Source organism: Paenibacillus sp. LjRoot153 (genome assembly GCF_964253085.1).
GTDB lineage: Bacteria > Bacillota > Bacilli > Paenibacillales > NBRC-103111 > Paenibacillus_E.
Genome location: NZ_CAXUQH020000001.1, coordinates 3,472,436 through 3,488,389, shown reverse-complemented (window position 1 = coordinate 3,488,389; position 15,954 = coordinate 3,472,436). Strand labels below are relative to the sequence as shown.

The following is a 15,954-nucleotide window of genomic DNA, read 5'->3' as shown; positions in this document are numbered from 1 at the left end:
GCGGATCCTATTTGACACCGGTCAATTCACTTGTAGACTGTAAGTCTATTTTTGCATATAATAAGTGTAAATGGATCGTTTGAATGGAGTGAGCGGATGAGTCAATTCATGAGAGCCTCGACCCGCAAAAAGCGTGATGTGATGATGGAAGTTGCTTTAGCGATGTTCATGGAGAAAGGCTACGAAAATGTTTCTGTCGATGATATTATCGCAGCAACCAGCACCTCCAAAGGAACCTTCTATCATTATTTCAAAAGTAAGGATGCCATTATTTCAGCGTTATTCAGCAAACAAACTCAATTGATTCAGGACTGGGTGAAACAGCCCCCTTCGAAGGTACAATCGCTAGAAGGACATATTAATCGTCTCTTTTTAGACTTAGCGTCGAATATCCAAATGTCACCTAGACTAATTCGTAGTTTGCAGGCACTTTCTTTACAAAATGATACGGTTAAATCAGAAGAACTCCGGCAATTGAAAGTCCTGACTGAAAGCTTGATGCACTGGCTCCCGGAGCCTAAAAAGATTGAACTGCTCGTATGCATGTATACCGGAACGATCCTCACTTGGTGCAATCAAGATGATGCCGACCTGCTCTCCATGATGAAAAACAACTTAGCCTGGCTTTGGGTAGGTCTTCGTTCTGAAGAACCTTACGCATCGCTGCAGGTAGAACCCGTCCCCAAGGAGGAAAAGCGAATGAAAGTAGCCATTATCGGCGGAGGTTTAGCTGGATTAACAGCAGCCGCGTATTTATCAGAAAATCCACACGTAGAAGGTATTCTATTTGAGCGCAGTCCCCAGCTGGGAGGGCGAGCCTTTACGTATGAGAAAGCCGGGTTCACACTCAACTACGGAGCACACGCGATCTACGGGATTGATCGTCATACACTGACTACGATGGAACGCGAGCTTGGGCTATCCTTCTCCTCTAAACAAGTGGATAAACGCAAAGTCGTCTATGCGAAACATAATCAACTTACAACCGCGCCGCTGGATGCCATTAACCTCCTCAAAACAGATCTGCTAAGCACGATTCAAAAAGTTCGATTTGTAGGTGAAATCGCGGCCATTATTGCTAATATTCACAATATTAAAAATTACGCTACCTTGGCCGACTATCTAGCTGAATCTAACGCTGACGAAGATGTTAAAGAGCTATGGGAGCATTTGGTCTGCTCCAACTTCTTCATTACACCTGAGGATGCTCGCAACGTGTCTGGCGCTGTTATAAGCGAGTATTATCACAACTTGTTCTTGTCTAGTAAACCTGTTAATTATGTCTTGGGTAGCTGGGCTGTTATAACCAATCAACTAAAACAGAAAATGACCACTTCCGGCAAATGGGAAATCGCCTTACAGGAAGGTGTCGACGGACTTCGTTATGAGGATCGTAAATTTGTCATAAAAACGAAAGCGCGCGAAATGGCGTTTGATAAAGTGATCTTCGCAATGCCGGTTCAACAAGTAGTAAAACTACTCAAAGGTACGGCATGGGAGCCATTCTTAGCACCGTACGAGTCCAACACAGCAACTGAGGTTATGGTTTATGACATTGGATTAAGCCGCGTCGTTGCTAGACCGTTTAGTTACATTAGTGATATGGATAATAAACTATTCATCAGTGATGTTTCTGCTACGGATCATACCCTGGTTCCAGAAGGTGGGCAACTACTGCAAGGTATCGCATACCTCAGTGATAAGTTCGATAACGACGAGGATCGCAAAGCCTATTTGGACAATAAAACCTCTCAAATGGAAGCCCTATTCGACATGCATTATCCAGGCTGGCGCGATGTTACTGCGGTTAAGCGTGTGTCGAAGAAAGCTATGGTTTCGAGTGTGAAAAACATTGCGACCAACCGACTTTTGCCAACTCGTGTGGAAAATATTCCATTCTATTTCTGTGGAGACGGCTGCACAGGTAAAGGCGAACTTGCTGAACGCGCATTTTCGAGTGCACGCAGCGCGGCATTATCCATCGTACAAGAAGTTCAACAAGCTTTACTGAACGTATAAATTCGTGAATAGGAACTAACAAACAAAAAGCTGTTCAAGATCTGACCTGTCGTCAGAAATTGAAGCAGCTTTTTTTCGCGTTATTTGCCAGTAATGGTTACCGTTCTTAAAGACCCATCCCAATTGACGATACCGCCAAAGGTTTCTCCTACGAATCTAGCAGGAGCTAGTGTGTAACCATTCACTAGTCTGGCCGGCTCTTCCAGTTGAACAGCCTTGCCATTGACATATACGGTGCTTTGATCAAGAGTCAGCTTCACGGTTGTACTCCCTTTGGTTGCCGTGACAGATCGTGTTGACGCTTCATAGTCCACCTTGGCTCCCATGGCTTCAAAAATGGCACGAAGAGGCGTAAATGTCGAGCCATTTACAATGACAGGGGCTTGTTCAAATTGCTGTACAGTACCATTGATATTCACTGAAACTTGCGATGAAATTCCAAACGTACGGAACGCCACTTGTTGCCCGGATTTATTCAAGATACGAAGCTGCAGAACAGAGCCTTCTGGCACTTCGCCAGCTTTAAGATCTAACCCGTAAGGCAAACTCGTTTGGGAAGCAATAACCTTCCCATTTAGTAGATACTCCACTTTTCCAATGTATACTTCAGGTATTTTGATAAAAGGAATGACCCTCGTTTGTTTCGTAAATGTTTGATGATCAGCATCAATCGGCACATAACCTATACGATCCGCTGGTTTAGCTGCGTCCTTCACTTCAGAAAGAAGATAAGGATTAGCAATCAACTGGCTGTAATAGCTTTGAATATCAGAGGACGTCGATAACGAGTAATCGTTCTTTGCGTTATTCATTTGCTGATCCACATTAAAATACGTAATAGCTTTCAATCTTGGATATTTGTAAGGCATTATTTCATACAACCGTTGCAGATTCAATTTAGCCCATTCTGTGTAATCTTCACTCGCCGAATGCGAGTAATGTGGAACGCCAGTCTCACTAAGCATCAACGGCTTGCGGTCCGCATAGGTGTTGTACAATCTTGTAAGTCTTTCTACGTTGCTTGTCGCAAGCATGGATGGCAGTGATGGATCTCCATTTTCGTAAGGCTCGATGTATAAACTGACACCAACCCAATCTACATACGCATCACCTGGATAGTAGGGATCGATATCATTGGCCGGTACATCCCCCGGACTCCACACCATAGCCACGTTAGGCGCGTCCGTCGCAAAAACATCATGAAGCATTCTAAACTTCGCGATATACTGCGCAGGATTCCCATGCCATTTCACCCAAGCGCCATTCATTTCCCCTGCAAATCGTAGAAAAATTGGAATTCCAGCGGCTTTCGCCTCTTTAGCCCAACTCCGTAAATACGCTCCATCCGTCACAGGATCTAGACCATTGTCTGGTTCCCAAGCGATTTGAAGTGCTCCGCCAGCATCTTTGGCGCGTTTCGCATAGGAGGAAGGAAATCCCTGTCCCCAGTGTGCATAAGCTAAGTAAATCGCATGCTTCTTGCCATAGACCGATTGCATTTTCGTGAATACATTCCCGACTTTAGGATCTTGCTCGGAATAAATGCCTAGATATGTACCGTATTCCGGTTCAAACTTAGCCAAGCGCGAGCCGTCTGGGCGGGTACGCTCCTGGACAATGTTCTCGATATTTTCTTCCCGATACAATTCAACTGTTGTCCGAATTTGATCAGCGCGCTGTAATTTGACAGCTCCCCAATCCTTGCCCGCATTCACCCAATATTGATTTTCCTGCTCATAATAATGAATAGCTTGATCATAATCACCGATATCGTCAAAATACTTGTCTAATTTGCCGCTGAAAAGGGCCGCATTCTCCCAGTCCCCTGCACCCGCATAGTAGTCAGCCAGATATACCCAATGGGGAACGGCAGCTTTGGAATTCCCAGAGGCTTGCAACGTCTCCGCTTGTGTCCAATGATCCCACACGACATCAGCACGCGCTGGTGCAGGAGACCCCGCCATACTCGCTGCAAGAATGCCAACAGCTAGTGATAAAATTCCTATTCGTTTATTCATTTTCAAGAGATACAGACTCCCTTTCCTGATGTTCTAAAATATTCGGTTGTACTTGATACGTTATGAGACGGGGAAAAGTAGCAGTAATTTCAAAAAAAATTACAAAATCCCCTACCAATCCGACAAAATTGAACCGAAATTCATGATTTCAGCACGATGGTTCGATGCCTTCTGCAATTCACAATTGTTAAAATATAGAAAAAAGAGCGTGAAAGGGTTTATACCTCATGAAAAATACGAGGGCAGTTTTCCTCATGGCAGTTTGTATAAGTTCGCTATTTGTTGGTTGTGAAGCTGCACTGAACCCCTTCTCTAGTAGAATGAAGTCTATTCCAATTGAATCAAAATCAACTGAAGTTACACAGGACTTAAACAATCAACACGTTTTGGAACCCTCACCGACGGTCAAAATGACAGAATTAATCGAAGATAATAGTCACACACCTCCATCTGATTTAAGCACAAACGGTAGTGAAATTTCTTCAAATGTCGTATATGTACAACCAACTCCAACCAAACAAGATAGATCAGAACCCTTGCATATCCTCTATGCCGGGGATGCAATGTTCGATTGGTCAGTCAAAGAAGCGATTAATCGATATGGCCCTGATTATCCCTTCCTACATATTCAATCCGATATCGCACAAGCTGATTTCTCTTTCGTCAATCTTGAAACGGCGGTAACCCTGGAGAACGAGAAGGATACCAATCAGATCTATAATTTCAAATCGAATCCTGAATCCCTTACTGGTCTGAAAAATGCTGGTTTCGATATGGTATCCGTTGCAAATAATCATTCCATGGATTTCTTACAAAAGGGTTTTCTCGACACACTTACCCATCTAGATACAGCTGGCCTACTGTATGTGGGAGGCGGTCTGAATGCACAAGAGGCGTACCAAGCAAAGAGCGTTAATCTGAAGGGAAAAACAGTAAAATTTCTCGCCTTCTCTCGGTTCATACCAACCGGAGATTGGTTTGCAGGTTCGAACAAACCCGGTATTGCTCAGGCCTATGATAGAAAGCCCGTGCTCGATGCGATCGCTCGGGAACGCGAGCGTGCCGATTATGTTCTCGTTTATCTGCATTGGGGGGTAGAGATGAATAATCGCCCTGAAGCTTGGCAGCGAGAATTCGCAAAACAAATGATAGATGCAGGTGCAGATGCAATCATCGGGAGTCACGTGCATGTGCTGCAAGGTTTTGAGTATTACAAAGGAAAACCCATTGCCTATTCGATCGGTAATTTCCTTTTCCCTGACTACGTAACAGGCCCAAAAGCGGACACGGGTCTGCTCCATTTGAAGCTCGAAGAAGATCAAATCGAGATGTCATTTCAACCTTTTTACATTCAAAAAAATCAAATCGTTTCCAAAGGTTCCGTGTATGAAGATAAGCAATTAGCTTATTTGAAGTCTATTTCTTATGGGGTGGCACTCGAGGGGCAGACGATTCGACCAGATATCGGGATCGCCAGTAGGTGATTGTCATTTGAAAGTATGTAAAAGGAACTACAGACGTCATTCACCTTAGAAACAAGGATAACGATCACCTCGTTTTAAGTGTACACTCATCGTAGTTCCATTGCTTATCCTGCTTGCACAATGTTAGCTATTGAGATGATCTACCCTTCCATCTACCTATGTGATTTCACCAAAATTGCTCTAGTACGCTTCCGTTGCTGCTGCGTCAAAGGCTGTACATAAGAAGCATCACCACGTGGTGCAGTTCCTTTTACTTTACCTTCCCTATAAGTGCCACCTGCAGCTGGAACAGCCGTGCGTACGCCATAAGAGGTCATAACCACACCGATCGGATTACTAATGGAACGAGAGCCATCCGCTGGACCGGCAAAATTGAGAGCTACCGCATAGCGGTCACTGGCTCGGAGCCAAACTGAGCCTGAATCACCTGGAAGTGAAACTGGTCCCGAATTTCCTACAATGACAGTCTGATTACGAAACAGCAGCGTACCCAAGCTACCGCCATAAGATACACGCACATCCACATTATTAGACTCCACGGTTCCCCTAACAGCTCCTGAAGTGCGACCTGATTTAAACACTTGAAGTCCAACTGGATAGCTCAAAAGATGGCCTGGCACTGTAATTAAGGCGCCAGATGCACTACGTAAATACCTTGGGTTTAATAGGCTGTTTGAGGTTGGAAGGGAAATAGACGAATCCTGAAAATTATCTTTACCAGGGCGTAAAGGGACAAATTTATACGCTCTTCCTACACGATCAGTTCCGGATGTTCCGCCATCTGCCGGTCCAGGTTGTACCGTTTCAGAGAAAGCTGAAGAATTATTTCTGATCAACACATGGTTGTTGCTTAGGATGTAAAGTTGATTATTTTTGATCACGATTAAGCCAGCGGTACCTGTCGAGAAGGGATTCGTCTTGCCAATGCTCACCCCGCCAGGTACTGGCCGATTTCTACTTTGAAATGTAGTTACTTTGTAGACTTTGGGCTTGGAAGCCTTTAATACATGTGCTTTGAACGAATCTGCAGAGAGAAAGCGCACGGGAACAGACGAACCTAATTTAGAGGCAACACTTTTAAGATTATTTAATCCTGATGGCACGATCTTTTGATGGGTGTACACAATGACACTCGCACCTGCGGTTGGTTTTTTGGGATCTGCGTATCCGACGCCTACACCCATAACCTCTGCCCTTTTCAATAATACAGGCGAGAGACGATTCTTATGTTTCAGTGCTTCCTGAAATGTTGCCATGCACATTCCCCTTTTCGTCATGTTGGTGCAGTGTATGCTACCATGTACGATTCGGCTTGATGCCTTTACCTAAGGGGCAGGTAGGAAATAAAAAAAGGCTAATGACGGGTAGTCCGTCATTAACCTTCATGTTGGCGATAGGTGAAATCTTCTTCATGAAGTCGTTCATCTATAACTGATTTCAATCATCTTGCTTTTAGTGCGTGTTCAAAAAGTCCGATTTTCAGCACCGAGAAGATTGAAAGAAGCTAGAAAAAGAGGAGCGGAGCGTAGTGAAAGCTACGTGAGCACCGGAGTTTCCGGCTGAATTCAATATTCGATGTCGAATACGCTTCTTGGACTACTACGTGATCAAAAGTGGACTTTTTGAACAACCTCTTAAAGTTCTTCAAGTGAAATGCGACTCCCGCGACCTGATGGCTCTGCGGGTTGGACAATTAATTTGCGTACGAGCCTGGCGCGTAGCTCGGGCACGTGAGAGATGACACCTACAGCTAATCGATCTGTATGAAGCTTTTCTAGCGCACCAATGACCATGTCTAGCAACTCCTGGTCCAGGGTGCCAAAGCCTTCATCAAGGAAGAAGAACTCTAAAGGATATTCGCCTTTCAGTTGAATCTGAGCGGACAAGGCTAACGCTAATGCTAACGAAGTAAGGAAGGTCTCCCCACCAGATAGTGTGCCAACTGGACGCTTCACCCCGCCATTCGCATCGTCACGAATGACGAAGCCACCACCAGAATCGACTTCAATGCCATAACGTCGACGCGTCAACTCACCAAGTCGCTCGGATGCCGCGCGACTTACTTGCATTAACTGCTCTTCGGCGAGGTACTCGACGAAGGCATTGGCTTTGAGCACGGCTTGGAGCTTGCCAAGCCGTTCCAGCAGCGTCGCCTGCTCAGCGCGCTGCGCTTCGAGCTCGCACCAGCGCAAGTGCCGCGCAGCGAGCTCGCTGGCGCCCTGCGCCGCTTTGGCCCGCGCCTCCAGCGCAGCCTCGGCGCCGGCCTTCGCGTCGCTCAGCTGTGCCTGCGACTGCGCCCACTCGGCCGCGCTCAGCACGCGGCCCTGCAGCTTCGCTGCCAGCTGCGCCAGCTGGGCGCGCAGCGCCTGCTCGCGCTCGCGGTGCTCCGCCGCGAGCTGCGCCCATTGGCGGCGCTGCTCAGGCGCCAGCGCCGCTGCCTCTGCGGCTTCGCGCGACGCGAAGCCGCCTTTCTCGAGCGCGCCGGCCAGCGCGCGCTCGGTTTGCGCCAGCTGCCGCGCCGCGGCGGCAGCGGCTTCGGCGGCGGCGCTGTAGCGCTGCGCCGCCAGGGACTGCTCGCGCTGCGCAGCCGCGTGCGCGAGCTTGGTCTGCTGCGCGAGCTGCCGCAGCTGATCTAGCGCGGAGGTCGCCTCCGCGATGAGCTGTGGCACCGCAGCGCCAGGCGCGCGCAGAGCGAGCTGCCGCGACTTGTCGGCGGCGAGCTGCCCGAGCCCTTGCAGCCGCTCATGGAGCTGCAAGGACGTACGATCGCGCTCCTGCGCAGCAAGCTGGAGCTTCTCAATGTTGACGAGCAGCTCCTCGAGGAAAGGGATGCTTTTCTCGATGCGTCCACGCAGCTCATCGGCTATCCGTTCATTATCAAGAAACTGTTGGAGTTGCTCCTCAACAACATCCCAGATCATCTCAGCAAATCGCTCTTGCCACTGACGAACTTGAACTTGGATGGCCTCCGTTATCCCAGTTAATCTGCTTTCTGCTTCAACGATCAAGCTAGCAGCGGCTTGCGCTTGCGCAGCTAAGACTAGATCTTGTTGTGTCAATTGAACATGTTCTTTGAGCAAATCCTGATATGCCCTCTCAGACGCTTCCACTTGAGAAGCAACTGCTTGAGAGGCTGAGTTCACACTCTCCCATGCCTTTTGCCAATCCTCCAAACGCATGACCGAAAGCGGGCTAAGTGAACTTACTTGAGCACCTATTTCTTGACCTGCGGCAGCCTCTCGAAGCGCAAGATCATGCCCAGCCTCATCAGCCTGTTTCTGTAGCTTACTTATTACTTCATCTGGGAAACTCAATCCAGCAGCCTGCTTGTGTTGATCCACCATTCTTTGAATCAGTTGCAATCCTTGATACTGTCGTTCTTTGGCTTGCTGCAGGAAAGTCTCGATATGATGGAGTAAGCTTTCAGAAACACTTGTTACATCCGAAACTATTGCGTTCTCGTTGTTCTTATGCAACGCAGGATGCTCCTTCGAGCCACATACAGGACATGATTCACCTAATTCCAATTCTGCTGCCAACAAGGCTGCCAAGGCATGACGTTCTTGATGCTTCAATTGCTTTCTTTGCTCCTCTAACCACCCTTGCAGGCCTGTCGAGAAAGCTGTAAATAAACCTTGTTGTTTCTGTAATTGCCATTCACACGAAGCACAAGTTTCAATCCAACTTACAAGCCGAGAATACAACATTCTCTGTTTGTCCAAAATCAAATCTCTCGACTGTTCCACAGTCTTGAAAGCATTCACTTTGTCAGCTTTATTTTTTTTCGCTTCCAGCTCTTGAGCCTGAAGAAGAAGTATCGCCTTTTTCTCCTGCACAGCGTTTTGCAGCTGTTGCCTCTTCACAGCATCCGTCTCAACAAGTTTTAATTGAGCTTTTAATTCTGTCTGTTTGGCTACAGCTTTTTGTTTCGTTTCATGCGCTTTAGACATATCCGCTTGCAAACTCAATAATGCTGATTTCACCTCAGCTTCTTGTGTTTGTGCTGTTTGGATTTGCGACTTTACTTGTTCAAGCTCCTGCCCAATCACAAGTGCTTGTTCCAACTGATCCAAACGCAGCAATAATGGCCCTTCCTGCAAGACTAGATCCTGCCCTGCTTTTTCAAAAGCAAGCGAAGCTTGCTGATAATCAGTTTCCGTGCTCGCTAAGGTTGACGTTGCTTTTTCAAGAAGTGCTTGGCTTGACAACACATCTTTTGCAGCTAATTGATGTTGATCCAAGAACGGAATAACCCGTTCCGCTTGTTCAGCCAGCTTCAGGATTTGTTCCTTCTCAGCAATAAGCCCTTCTTGTTCATGATGCTTCTGCTGCTCAAGTTCCAGTCCTTCCGATTCCTTAATCCACTGATAGACTTGTTTGTTTTCTTCATATGACTTCTCTTGTTGTTCCAAAAGAAGCCGACTACGAATAGCTTCTTGTTCCGTTTCAAGAAGTCTTCTATTCGCTTCTTCCAAAGCCGCTGTGGTCGCATCACCTAAGCCCTGCTGTTCAGCAGCAAGCTGTTTAACAACACTGTCCGTTTCCTTTACTTTAGAGCTGACCTTTGCGCTCAATTGGTCACCATAGGTTTCAAGATGGAAAAGTCGCTGCAGCATTTGCCTGCGATCTTTACCTGTCAAAGTCAGAAACTCCGCGAACTTCCCTTGCGGGAGTACTACTGCTCTTGTAAAATCCTGCATCGACAGACCGAGAATGTTCTGGACCTGCTGATTGACTTCGCCTGCCTTATCCGCCAGCACAATTGTTTCGTTATCGCGAATATGTAAAAGTCGTGAAATCGTTCCGTTGATGGACATCTCAGCCCCACGCTTGAATTGCCTCTCTACCCGGTAACGCTCTGTGCTCGACGCATTAGTCAGTTCAAATGTAAAAGAAACGAACAATGTTTGCTCCGCATGATTCATGATTGCTTGCGTTCCGCCGCTTGCTCTTTCTACTTTGCCATATAGGGATAGCGTAATCGCATCTAAGATCGATGATTTACCGCTGCCCGTTGGTCCAAAAATACCAAACACACCCGCATCCACGAGTTGGCTAAAATCAATCGTTTGCAGCTCTCGATAGCTTTGCAAACCGGACATTTGTAACTGAATTGGACGCATTGCACTTTCCTCCTTTCATTCACATCACAAAGTTATCCACAAGCATTAGTTGGGGAAAACAATTTGCTTACTACCTTTTCACGTACATCCATCCCTGCTCAATTAATCGCCGCCAGTGGTATCCCCAAGATCTTTCTCTTGCAGCAGCTCCAAAAATAATTGAACTAACGCAGGCTCAGGCTGCGCACCTCCTGTTTGGCGCGCATAGAAGCGCGTGAAATGCTCTTCCATCGAAAAAGCTGCTCTCGGCATCGCCGAACGTACAACTTCCATTTCCGGATAGATTGGGCGAATGTGAATGAATCCTTCGTACGCTTTACGTAACGATTGTATTTGTTCAATGGACATAGCAGATGTCATCGTAATCTCCAAATCGATCCATGCTGTGCTATCCCGTTGCTCATCTAACCATTGATGCACCTGTCCAATACCTTCCTTCGCCTTCCAGCTCACAAGTTGGCGTCCGGAGGTTAAGAAAATCTCCTTGGGTTCGGCTGCCTGCCCTGGGGAAAGATCAAGTATCGTAACCGATTTGGCTTGACCCGCTTCTGAGAAGCTGTAGGCTAGCGGTGATCCACTATATCGAATGGGGGATGCAGCCTTCACATTCTGTGGGCGATGCAAATGACCTAGCGCAACGTATTGCGCCCCCGCTGTCAAAGCCGTTGTATCAACCGTATAGGCGCCGCCAACCTGGATAGGTCGTTCGGATTCCGTTTCATACCCTCCCAGAACATACAAATGACTCATAATCAAATTCACTGTGCCAGCTTCAAAGGAAGCAGCCTGTTTGCGAATGAGTGCCCCAACTCGCTCTGAATATTTGCTGCGCAGTACTTCTTCCTCCGCAACCTCAGACAACAACTCCTTCAAACGTGACTCTGAAGGGTAAGGCAAAGCGATTAGCCTGGCAAGCTCACCTGTTCGTGAAATTCCAATCGATTGAATTTCCTGAATCGGCAAACCTATTAGGGTGATACCTTGCGTTGCTGCTAGCGGACCGGAAGCCGCAAGCCGATCCGGATGATCATGATTACCTGAAATAATCGCCACTTGCCTTTTCCCGCCATCAGCCAATTGGGCAATTCCTTCATAAAACAACTGCTCCGCTGCAGCTGGAGGATTCACACTGTCATAAATATCTCCTGCAATCAACACCAGATCTATAGCTTGATCTTCCACGATGCGTACGAGCTCATCCATAAAAGCGATCTGCTCCTCCATCCGGCTTCGACCTTCCAAAGCTCGTCCAAAATGCCAATCTGCAGTGTGTAAAATTCGCATGTCTCATCTCCTTCCTGACCCTGTGTCGGCATTCGTTTCTATGATCTCATCCTACATTTCTACTAATTTGGCTCCATCAAAGAAATAGAGGAATTTTCCGTGAACTTGACGTTTCCAGATGTGTTCCACAGCTCGAGCATACAACCCTATTTGCTTCTCATAGCGAAGCTGAAGTTCTGATTCCGTGCTTCCTCTAACTGCATCCGTTTTATAATCTACGAGAACGAGTCCCAGTTCATCTTCAAATAGACAATCAATGACCCCTTGAATGAGCACTGTCTCACCAAGCGTTGATGGATCCGTCTCGGAATAAACCTCATCTGCAGGGAGTCCATAACTAAATGGAACCTCTCGCTGAACATGACGTGACTGGATCATTCGTTTGCCAACCGATGTTTCAAAAAACTTCAAAATAACAGGAATATCAACCACATCCCGTTGGTCTTGCGTCATTGTTTGTTTGTCCAACATCTCCTGAAGTGTCGATTGGATACTTGCCTCTGTAGGTAATTCCGATAGGGACATATTTTGCATAACGGCATGAACAACAGTCCCCTTCTCTGCCGCCGTTAGCTTCTTCTCTTCCATAAATCTCGGTCTACGCCAAATCGAAGTAGCTGGTTTACTGGTTACTGACGCTTGCCCCAGAATAGATGCAGTTTCTACAGAGTTCGGTGACTCCAACTCATCTGCGATCCGGTTAACCTCAGATAATCGTTTCATCTCCGAAACTGTCGTTTTGGCAAAATGTTTAGGTGCATCTGGGAAATCATATTGCCAGGATAAACGCTCTCCTAAAGCATCTTTCCATTTTCCCGATGTAGTAACCACCTCTCGTTGCTGAATCGCCAGAAATCGATCTTGATCTGGCTCGAAAGCCGCATCTTCTAGTACATCCAGCTGCTGCAAGCTTTCAGGCGTAATCACAGACAGTTTCCATTGCGAGGAATCACGCAGCAAGCGTACATCAGAAGACATATCGCTAATACCAAGTCTTTCTCGCCACAAGGCTGCATCAGGATGACGAAGCAACGCCGGTCCGACCCAATCCAGATAGCTCTTCGCTTTAGCCAACTCAAAATCAGGCAAGTACCATGCCTCTCTTGATAGGTGACGTCCCCAACCACGCAGAAGCTTGTCGAGAGATTTCACAGTGCCCAATAGGTACAATTTCTCGCGCGCTCTCGTAAGTGCTACATAAAGGACGCGCATTTCTTCAGCTAGAAGTTCTAGCTTCAGCCTCTTTTTAATGGCAAGTGAAGGTAAAGTCGGATAACTGACACGAAGCGTCGTATCTACAAATCGCGGTCCAAAACCTAGCTCTTTATGCAATAAGAATGCCTCATTCATATCGCGCTGATTAAACATTTTCGCCATTCCCGCCACGAAAACTACTGGAAATTCCAAGCCCTTACTCTTATGAATGGACATAATTCGTACGACGTCTTCCTGTTCACCCAGCGCACGCGCGGTTCCAAGATCGCCTCCGCTCTCTTTCATACGCTCAATAAACCGTAAAAAGCGGAATAATCCACGCAACGATGTACTCTCGTATTGTCTAGCTCTATCATATAACGCTCTTAAATTAGCTTGTCTTTGCATGCCGCCAGGCAAACCGCCAGCGAAATCATAATAGCCGGTTTGTCTAAAGATACACCAGATCAAGTCAGCAAGAGAGCCCTGCCTCGCGTCATTTCGCCATTGTTCTAATTGTGCAAGAAACACTGTCAATTTATTGGACAACTCGTCATTCTCATCAAGTGTACTTTGCTGGGCTGTTTGCAGTACAGACTCATAGAAAGCTACAGATTTATCCGCAACTCGAATTTGTGCTAAATGCTCAGCTGTCAGCCCCACCATAGGTGATCGCAAAACAGCAGCCAGAGGTACGTCCTGATACGGATTGTCAATAACCTTCAATAAGGAGAGCATCGTCTCGACTTCTGTTGCCGAGAAGTACCCTGTGCTAAGCTCGGCATAAGCAGGTATTCCCTGTTTCTTGAGCTCGTCGATCAAAATGGGAGACCAAGCTTGGGTTGCTCGCAATAAAATCACGATATCCCTATAGGTTGCCGGACGATTGCCACCCGTTCTTTTATCAAACACTTGAAAAGGGTCTTGATTCTCAGCACCTAACAAACCCTTGATTTGACGAGCAATGGTACGTGCTTCCAATTGTGCGGTTTCCAGCTCTTCTGCTTCCAAGGCAGGATCAGTCCCGCTTTCAGCACCATCGACGTTCAATTCGTCACCGTTTTCATCCGATTCTTCCGTAAACGCATCACTTTTGTCAGCACCGTCTTTCGCACGGTCTATTAATAGCATCTCCACAGAACAATCGGATAGCGAAGGAGGATACCCAGCTCCATACACTAGTTCAGCACGCTCATCGTAAGCAATTTCACCGACAGTTTCATTCATCATTTGTTTGAAAATAAAGTTAACCGCATCGACGACTTGAAGTCGACTGCGAAAATTTCTCGCTAAGTCAATTCTTCCACCGTTCATTTCACGATCAGACACATCATCTTTGTTGGAACGATACGCTTTGTATTTTTCTAAAAATAGACCTGGCTCTGCCAGTCGAAACCGATAAATACTTTGTTTCACATCGCCAACCATAAACCGATTCCCGGGCTTTGCTGTTGAAATCAGCTCAACAATGGCTTCTTGGACACGATTCGTATCCTGGTATTCGTCCAGCAGCACTTCAGCAAATTGTTTTCGATACGCTTGCGCTGCTTCTGAAGGATACAATTCACCAGGCATTGAACCAGGGGCACTTAGAATTTGCAAGCAGAAATGCTCCAAATCGGCAAAGTCTATCAGACCCTTCGCTGCTTTAGCCGCTTGATACCGCCCGCCAAAATCAACGATGAGATCGACAAGAACGTGTAGCAAAGGAGCCATTACTGCAATTTCTTCATGAAACTGCTCTGGTGTCCGGCCGAACAATTCTTCTTTTAACTTGTTAATTTGATCCTTTGCCTTGTTTCGCAGCTCTTTGACTTCTTCTTGCAGCCCTTTATCATAATCATCGCCTTTGCAGGCTTTGAGCTTACCGAACTCGACCGTTTGAAAACCAAGATATAAGACAGACCAGGGATATGTCGTTGTTTCCAGTAAATTCTGAACGAGCAGTACATCATCACGTAAATTATCTAAATACGGAGCAGGTCCTCCCGGGGATTCCGCAATATGGATGGCTTGTCCTAGTAAGTCTGCTGCCCCTTCTAACTCAAGGGATAGATCACGAATAAGACTTTGCTCCCATAATGAATAATCCACAGGTGCAGATGCCGCGGCAACATAAGGTAAGGCTTCTTCAACTATCGCCGTTGCCTCATCCATACTCACTTGGTCAGCTTGATGTGCTGGCGGCCCAAACATTGAAGCTGTTCCTCTTAACCAATGCTCTGGCCAAGGATGACTGCGAGATACATCGTATAGCTTCTGAATGAGCTGCATAATCGCATTATCATTACGTTCACCACTGAATGAGTCAACCAATTTCCAAAAGGCACTGTTCTCATCACTCGCAGCATAATATTCTTCCAGCATCTCGCCAAGCAGATCTTGACGAAGCAAATCAGCTTCTGTTTCATTCGCTATCCGAAAGCCAGGGTCTAATTTGATGAGACTAAAATAACGTTGTACAACCTCTAAACAAAAGGAGTGCAAAGTGGTAATGGACGCCTTCCCCATAAGTGCAAGCTGCTTTCGCAGATGTTGGGAATGCGGCTGTTTCATTAGTTCTTTCTCAAGTGCTTCTCGAATCCGATGCTTCATTTCGGAAGCTGCAGCCTTCGTAAAAGTAGCAACGAGTAATCGGTCTACATCGATTGGCTCCCACTCATTGGAGATCCGTCGAATGATACGTTCAACGAGTACGGCTGTCTTGCCAGAGCCCGCAGCAGCGGCAACTAGCATATTCTGACCCTTGAGGGTTATCGCGTCCCATTGATCATCCGTCCATGTACTACCGATAGGTTTAGGTACTTGCTGTTGTGTCACCTTGTACGCTCC

At 46.7% G+C, this 15,954-nt stretch carries 7 protein-coding genes; 2 read left to right on the top strand and 5 right to left on the bottom strand.

The genetic code is table 11. The features are described 5' to 3' along the window. Positions 1–96 precede the first annotated feature (96 nt). A complete protein-coding gene (locus tag ACSQ8P_RS14500; protein ID WP_436235844.1) occupies positions 97–2,019 on the top strand; it encodes an FAD-dependent oxidoreductase in 1,923 nt (640 codons plus the stop codon). A gap of 80 nt (positions 2,020–2,099) precedes the next feature. On the opposite strand, the gene ACSQ8P_RS14495 is transcribed toward ACSQ8P_RS14500, so the two are convergent. Continuing rightward, positions 2,100–4,037, bottom strand: coding sequence for a stalk domain-containing protein (locus ACSQ8P_RS14495; RefSeq protein WP_436235843.1), 1,938 nt, complete (start codon positions 4,035–4,037; stop codon positions 2,100–2,102). 386 nt (positions 4,038–4,423) lie between these two features. Here ACSQ8P_RS14495 and ACSQ8P_RS14490 point away from each other — a divergent pair, with 386 nt between their 5' ends. Further along, the gene (locus ACSQ8P_RS14490) at positions 4,424–5,521 is read left to right on the top strand and encodes a CapA family protein (protein ID WP_436235842.1); all 1,098 of its coding nucleotides are present in this window, start codon (positions 4,424–4,426) and stop codon (positions 5,519–5,521) included. 152 nt (positions 5,522–5,673) lie between these two features. Here ACSQ8P_RS14490 and ACSQ8P_RS14485 read toward each other — a convergent pair whose 3' ends face one another. The 4 genes from ACSQ8P_RS14485 to addA all read right to left on the bottom strand — a co-directional run bounded on the left by ACSQ8P_RS14485 (position 5,674) and on the right by addA (position 15,942). Beyond that, positions 5,674–6,777 (bottom strand): hypothetical protein, encoded by a 1,104-nt coding sequence (locus tag ACSQ8P_RS14485; RefSeq protein ID WP_436235841.1) that lies wholly within the window; start codon positions 6,775–6,777, stop codon positions 5,674–5,676. Positions 6,778–7,155: 378 nt separating this feature from the next. Next, on the bottom strand, positions 7,156–10,644 hold the full coding sequence (locus ACSQ8P_RS14480; protein ID WP_436235840.1) for an SbcC/MukB-like Walker B domain-containing protein: 3,489 nt from the start codon (positions 10,642–10,644) through the stop codon (positions 7,156–7,158). Positions 10,645–10,746: 102 nt separating this feature from the next. After that, positions 10,747–11,928: an exonuclease SbcCD subunit D gene (locus tag ACSQ8P_RS14475; protein WP_436235839.1), complete on the bottom strand. Its 1,182-nt coding sequence runs from the start codon at positions 11,926–11,928 to the stop codon at positions 10,747–10,749. A 51-nt stretch (positions 11,929–11,979) separates the two neighbouring features. Then, positions 11,980–15,942 (bottom strand): helicase-exonuclease AddAB subunit AddA, encoded by a 3,963-nt coding sequence (addA, locus tag ACSQ8P_RS14470; RefSeq protein ID WP_436235838.1) that lies wholly within the window; start codon positions 15,940–15,942, stop codon positions 11,980–11,982. Positions 15,943–15,954: the final 12 nt, after the last annotated feature.